The organism is Bartonella sp. AA1HLJMS (assembly GCF_042197445.1).
GTDB lineage: Bacteria > Pseudomonadota > Alphaproteobacteria > Rhizobiales > Rhizobiaceae > Bartonella.
The window spans coordinates 1-7,772 of the sequence record NZ_JBHIRW010000043.1 but is presented as its reverse complement, the minus strand read 5'-3'; the positions used below and the strand labels follow the sequence as shown (position 1 = coordinate 7,772).

Sequence of the window (7,772 nt, the reverse complement as noted above, 5' to 3'; positions counted from 1 at the left end):
ATGAAGTTTGAGACATTGAATTATGCTATTCAGGATGTTCGGAAAGAAGCAAGACAAGCTGCTGCTATTGGTCTAGCAGTATCTAATTTAAGCTATGACGATACACCGGGAAAATTAAGTTTTTCACTTGGTACGGGTGTATGGCGCAGTCAATCTGCACTTGCTATTGGTGCTGGTTATATGTCTGAAAATGGAAGATTTCGCTCTAACGTATCTGCAACGAGTGCTGGGGGACATTGGGGTGTAGGTGCTGGATTTAGGGTAACACTGAATTAACAATAGAAAATTCGAAATAAATTTTCCTTCTCTTATCAAATGCGTTACATGTGCCATTTAAAGAGAAGGAAAGTTATTTTCATCATAAATGAATAGCAATAGAAGATAAGGGCGTATTTCGAGTAAAAATATATTTTTTGTGAAATTTTATATGAAAAAATCATTTATCACCTCCAAAAGGAATTATTTGAGTAATCGATATTTATTTTTAAGAGAGTTTTGCCTTCTTGTCTCATCAGACAAGGGTAAAAATTTTATAAGAAGTGATATTTTACACAGAAATTCATAGAGTAGTATACTTGTAAAGTTTTATAATAATATATTCTGTAATAATAATCTTAGTGGGACTAATTTTAGTTACAGTGAAACATTTTAACAAAAAAAACTACAAATGCAGAGGGATGTTTTCATATAAATTAACAGAGTACGTGTAACCGCACAATATTTGAAAACTACACAGTTTATAATTTTATAATAGAAATATCCACGAGGAGTATTCTTAAAGAAATAAAAAGTCTCATTTCTTCCTTGCTATTTTTTAATAATCTGTATAGAGTACGAAAAATTAATTAAAAGAAACTAGAAATCTTTTCGCAAAGCGGGGTGCGGTAAGTTATGGCAAAATTACAAAATCACAATCATCTGATCTCAAAGAGCTTTAAGAGATATAAATATAAAACTCAGGAATATCTCGCTTATTTTCACGCCAAAAGCGCAATAACCCTACAAAAAACGCTCTAAATTACTCAACAAACAGCTTAACTCCCTTCCGCAATAAACATTTTATTGCCTCTTAAACACACAACCCCTAATAATAGTACACAAATATGTTTTTTCTACACTTTTTTCACCTTTCTTCACCTTTAAATTTAAAGGCTCTGCTGAAGAAAAACACCCCTCCTTAAAGGGGGATAAATAAAAACCACATTAATTGGACTATCGATCAACGTCGACTTCTATCTCATTGATATCTTAGATAGTCCTCTTCCGCATTATGACAACCCTAATCTTTTATAAAACAAGAAAAAACAATCTCTGGAGCTTAGTAGCACCGGAATATGTCTTTTTGATGTTTTAAATATCTTTTTTTACTTAGAGGATTTATTATGAAAAAAATATATACCACACCACACACGCTAGCAGTGAGTAATTTAAAAAATTCTTGCTCGTCTTATCGATTACCTTTTATTAAAACGCTTTCATTAGTGTCAGTAGCTGTCTTTTTATCAAATGCTTCTCCTGTTTTTGCTTGTGATCTTTGGGGTAATGTAGCACAGTATTTTGGCGGAGGTGCAAATATACGTAAAAGTATTGCGCCAACCTATATAATTAGCGGTGGTGTCTATAGAGATGTTGGCTCTGCGTTTGAAAAGGTAAATAGAGAGTTCCAAGGTGTTTATCAGCAGTTTCAGATAATCTCGTCCAATCATCTTGTTCAGCAAAATTCTGCAGGGACTATTACAGTTGGTGCGACCAAAGGCGGCACTGTAGTAGACTTTACAAATAATTCTCGTGCAGCGCGGGTTCTTACTGGTGTTGCTGATGCTGCGCTTAGTCCAACATCGAATCAAGCAGTCAATGGTTCCCAGCTTTATAAATTGGGCTCTGCGATTGCGAAATCTTTTGGTGGTGGTGCTGGATATGATTGCTATGGAGAATGGATAGTTCCTACTTTTACGGTTAACGTCGTTGGGGAAAGTGGTAAGGGAACTGTAAAGCACTATAAAAATGTTGCGGATGCATTTACTGGCGTGGGTGATTCTTTTGTAAATCTTAATAAAAAGGTTGAAAATTTATTCCTTAGTGCGATCGGGGATCAATTTGTTCGCCAAAATTCTGCAGGGGTTATTACAATTGGTGCAAACAAAGATGGCGCTGTAGTAGACTTTACAAATGCTTATCGTGAGGCGCGGGTTATTACTGGTGTTCGTGATGGTGCAGTTAATCTAGTATCGGAGCAAGCGGTCAATGGTTCCCAGCTTTATAAATTGGGCATTGTGGCTATGAAGTCCTTTGGTGGTGGTGCTGACTATCAAGATGGAAACTTGCGTTCGCCTACTTTTACGGTTAAGGTTTTTGATAAGGATGGTAATGGAACTGAAAAGGACTATCATAATGTCGCGGATGCATTTACTGGCGTAAATAGTTCTTTCACGAATCTTGATAAAAAGATCGAAAATATAGTCATTAATGCGGCAGGTGAAAGTCTTGTTAAGCAAGATGCTACATCAGGACTTATTACCATTGGTGGAAAAGTAAGTGGGACTAAGGTAAGTATTGCAAATATTGATAATGCGGTGCGGACTCTTTCGGGTGTTGGCGCTGGTTCGATTGCAGCAACTTCAACTGATGCGATAAATGGTTCTCAGCTTTATTCCATGAGCAATGTAGTTTCAGGCTATTTTGGTGGTGGTGCTGGCTATCAAGATGGAAAATGGAGTGCACCTACCTTTACAGTTAAGGTCTTTGATAAAAATGGTAATGGAGCAGAAAAGGACTATAAGAATGTTGCGGATGCCTTTACTGGCGTAAGTAGTTCTTTCACGAATCTTGATAAAAAGATTGAGAATATAGTCATTAATGCAGCAGGTGATAGTCTTGTTAAGCAAGATGCGGCATCAGGACTTATTACCATTGGTGGCAAAGTAAGTGGAGCTAGGGTAAGTATTGCGAATATTGATAACGCGGTGCGGACTCTTTCTGGTGTTAATGCTGGTTCGATTACAGCAACATCGACTGATGCGATAAATGGCTCTCAATTTTATTCCATGAGCAATCGAGTTGCTAGCTATTTTAGTGATAATGCTGGATATGATGAAGGTGGAAACTGGCGTGCCCCTACTTTTACGGTTAAAGTCTTTGATCAGAATGGTAGTGGGACTGAAAATAACTATGAAAATGTTGCCGATGCACTTACTGGCGTAAGCAGTTCTTTTACAAATCTTAATAAAAAGATCGAAAGTGTGACAGGTGATAGTTTTATTAAACAAAATAGCGCTGGGCTTATTACGATTGGTGGAAGCAAAGGTGGCGATAGAATAGATATTGCAAACAGCATTAATGCCTCACGAATTCTCTCTGGTGTTAGGGGCGGTGCTTTTAATAAAGACTCGACCGAAGCAATAAATGGTGGTCAACTTTATCGTATGACTCAGGCATTTGCGAGTTATTTTGGCGGTGGTGCTGGGGTTAATGAAAAAGGAAAATGGGTACCTCCTACTTTTACAGTTAAAGCCTTTGATAAGGATGGTAATGAGACTGAAAATACGTATACGAGCGTTGCGGATGCCTTTGCTGGCGTTAATAGTGCTTTCACAACTTTGAATCATGAGATTGTTGAGATAAAGAAAACCGGTTCTGGTGAAAAAACTAAGCCATCTCAAAATGGTGATAATATTTCAGACGACTTTCCTTTTATGAGAAGCGCATCTGTAAAAAGATCGTCTCGCGCCCTAGGTGATGTGAAGGCTCCAACTACGGTAACTATTGCTGCTAAGTCACCATTAACTCAAGTAAGTTTTATGGATGCTAATGGTAAAAGTCGGCGTCTTTTTGACATTTCTGCTGGTGATATTTCTGTTAACTCAAGCGATGCAATCAATGGTGCACAGCTCTATTCGATAAGCAACCAGATTGCTGCTTATTTTGGTGGTGGTTCTGGGTATCAAAATGGAGAATGGAGCGCTCCTACTTTTACAGTTAAAGCCTTTGATGAGAAGGGTAATGAGACTGAGATAAAATATAGCAGTGTCGCGGATGCCTTTGCTGGTGTTAATAATGCTGTCACAACTTTGAATCATCAGATTACTAAGATAAAGGACAGCAATATTGTCAAGCCAATGAATATACCATCTCAAAATGGTGATAATATTTCAGACGGCTTTCCTTTTATGAGAAGCGCATCTGCGAAAAGCTCATCTGCTGCTAGATTACCATTAGCTAATGAAGAAAAGGGAGCGTATGACGTTAGTCGTAAAGGAGTAGCGAGTAAGATTACTAATGTAGAAAACGGTGTTGTAGACGACACTTCTCAAGACGACATCAGTGAAAGCCAATTTGAGCGCGTTAGCCAAAGGGTTAGCAGTCTTGAAGAGAAGGCAAAAGATTTTGATCAGAAAGTAGACAAAATCGACCAAGAAATGCTCTACGTCGTTAAGTATGATAAAGATGAAGCGGGTCATAAGACCAATAAGATCTCTTTAGTAGGTGCTGATGGAAGTCAACCGGTCGTGATTGATAATGTAGGAGATGGCAGAGTTGAAGCAGGTTCTAAGAGAGCAGTAAATGGTAATGAGGTGTATGATTTCACTCAACAGCAGATGAAGAGTGTTCTTGATGATGCGCACGAGTATACGAATAAGGAGGTCGGTAGTGCAAGAAACGAGGCAAAATTCTATACTGATATGAAGTTTGAAGCATTAAGTTATGATATTAAGAATGTGCGCAAGGAGGCAAGGCAAGCTGCAGCGATTGGTTTAGCAGTGTCTAACTTACGTTACTTCGATGATCCAGGTTCTTTGAGTGTTTCATTTGCTGGCGGTTTGTGGCGTGGCCAATCTGCCTTTGCTATTGGTGCAGGTTATACCTCTGAAGATGGCAAGATTCGTTCTAATCTATCAGCAACCAGTGCCGGAGGTCAGTGGGGCGTAGGTGGTGGAATAACTCTGAAATTAAAATAACACCAGAGAATACAAAAAACGACAATTTAACCAAAATTTCGCCCTTGTCTCATTAGGCAAGGGCGAAATTTTTTATTATAGAGAAGTAATATTTTACATAAAAAGTTATAATTATAACTCTCATAACAATATGCTCTACAGTACTCATCTTAGTGAGGCTGATTTTAGTGAGAAGTGAATCAATTTAACCAAAATTTTACAAATTCAGAGTAATATCTGCATATAAATTACTAGAGTGCGTAATTGCACAGCATTTTAAAAGTGTACGTTCTATAATTTCACTGATAGAAAATATCCATTGGGGGGATATGTTTAAAAAATCAAAAATCACATTTTATTATTTTGTTTATTTGCTCTGTACACAAACAGTAGCCGCAATTATGAGTAAGACTCATTTTGTTCAAAAGGGAACAACTCAAACAAGCTATGAAGCAGAATCTCTAGCCTATAAAGTATGTAATAAAGCTATGAATTTTAAAATCATAAAGATATTGCACGATTACATAAACGAGAAAGACTCATTCTGTTAAAATAATAAAACTCATTTTCTTCTTGCTATTCTTCTTAATAGTCTATAAAAGAGTAAATGAGTCCCCAATAAGACTCATTCTAGTAAAAACAGAATAAATTTCTCGCAAAGGGAGGTGCGATGAATTATGAAAAAATCACACAACTACCATAACTGTATTTTAAGCTCTTCAAAGAAAAAGTTCTTAAGCGCTGAAAGTGCACCGCTTACCCTTACGGTAAAAGCGCAATAACCTCATAAAAACACTCTAAACTACTCACCAAACAAACCAAACCTCTAACAATAAAAACTTTATTGCTTTTTAAGCACACAAAATAAGTTCTTTTATTTCAAAAAATATAAACCACGTATCTAACAGTAGCGCGCAAATATGTCTCTTTTATGTCGATTTCATCTTTCTCCCCATCCTCAAATTCATAAACTTTGTTGCAAGAAAACACCCTACTTAAAAGCGAGAAAAATCAAAACCTTATTAATCGGATCATTGATCAACGTTAACCGCAACCTTACCGAAGTTCTAACCACCGCTGTCGACCTCTGCGACAAACCCCAAACTTTATAAAGAACAAGGAAATACCATACCCCTAAATCACCTTTAGCGCTGAAATGTGTCTTTTTAATGTTCTGAATATATGTTTTTTACTTGGAGAATTTGTTATGAAAAAATTATATACCACACCAAAAACGCTAGTGGTGAGTGATTTTAAAAATTCTTGCTCGCTTTATCGATTGCTTTTTATGAAAGCGCTTTCAGTGGCTTCGGTGATTATCCTTTTATCACATGTTTCTCCTGTTTCTGCTGCTACTCAGATTTTTGATAACATATCAAACGATTTTAGTGGTGGTACAAATGTGCTTAAAGGTATTCCGCTATCCTATAGAGTTGGCAGCAAACTGTATAGAGATATTGACATTAACACTACATCTATGGGGAGTGAAGATACCTTCAAAAACTTAAGATCTAACATTAAATTTGAGATTAAAGTTGCTTTGGATACTGCATTTGCGGGGATGGAAGGTTTTAAGGAAGGTTCTAAGAACGTAGCGGATGCATTTTCTAGTATTAATTTCACAAGTTGGAATCGTCAGCTTACTGAGATAAAGGAAAACCCTGCTATTGGGGAGAAACAAAAAAATCCATCGCAAGGTGATGATCGGCATGAGAGTGCAGACAACGTTCCTTTTATGAGAAGCTCATCTCGTGCTAGAGATGGAAATGCGATAACTATTGGTGCTGAGACACCACACACTCAAATAGATTTTACGAATAATAAAGGTGAAGCACGGACTCTTTTGGGTGTTGCTGCTGGTGATCTTTCAAAAAACTCAACCGAGGCAGTAAATGGTTCCCAGCTTTATACGTTAGGCACTGGGGTTGCAAAATCTTTAGGTGGTAAAGCTAAGTATGAGAATGGCACATGGACAGCTCCGACTTACGAGATCTCTAATGTTTCTGCAGATGGTGATGTGGGAAAGACGAGCTTCAATGATGTTGGTAGCGCCTTTGCGGGTCTTGATACGAGTGTCAAGAATGTGAACACTCATCTGTCTAATGAGGTTAAAAAGTTTGAGGATAAACTAAGTAATATTACTCAAGCGGTTAATGGTGATGCTTTATTATGGAGCGACACTGCACATGCCTTTGTAGCGACGCATGGAGAGAAAGATAGCAAAAGCAATAGCAAGCTTACATCTCTTTTAGATGGCGTCATTAAGGATGGTTCCACGGATGCAGTAACGGGTAACCAGCTGTATGCTCTAGGTGATAAAGTTGCACAATCTTTGGGTGGTAATGCTAAGTATGAAAATGGCGCTTGGACAGCTCCTACATTTACGGTTAAAAAATTTGCATCTGATGGCAGTGTTGCTGACTCGAGTTATAACGATGTCGCATCTGCTTTTGCCGGTGTTGGTGTTTCATTCGAGAATGTTAAAGATAAATTTAATAATATTAAGGATGAAATTAGCAAAGAGATTGAAAAGGACATTACGGCTGCTAAAAATGATGCTTTGTTGTGGGATAAGTCTAAAGGTGCGTTTGTAGCGATACATGGAGACAAGAAAGAAAACAGCAAGATTACATCTCTCCAAAATGGAGATATTTCTGCTATTTCAACGGATGCTGTAACGGGTAATCAGCTTCATGGGTTAGGTGATAAAGTTGCACAATCTTTGGGTGGAGGAGCTAAGTATGAGGATGGTAAATGGAGTAAACCTAAGTTCACGATTAAAACAGTAAAATCTGATGGAACTGAGAGTGAGGAGAGCTATACAGATGTGGCTTCAGC

At 37.6% G+C, this 7,772-nt stretch carries 2 protein-coding genes and 1 pseudogene; all 3 read left to right on the top strand.

From position 1 onward, the window contains the following. On the top strand, nucleotides 1-276 hold a 276-nt coding region (locus tag ACFIQE_RS08080), incomplete at its 5' end, for a YadA-like family protein (RefSeq protein WP_375612590.1). Between the two features lie 1,106 nt (nucleotides 277-1,382). Continuing rightward, complete coding sequence (locus tag ACFIQE_RS08075; RefSeq protein WP_375707500.1) at nucleotides 1,383-4,955, top strand: YadA-like family protein; 3,573 nt, start codon at nucleotides 1,383-1,385, stop codon at nucleotides 4,953-4,955. Between the two features lie 1,186 nt (nucleotides 4,956-6,141). Continuing rightward, nucleotides 6,142-7,772: pseudogene (locus ACFIQE_RS08070) on the top strand (hypothetical protein); the annotation flags it as partial.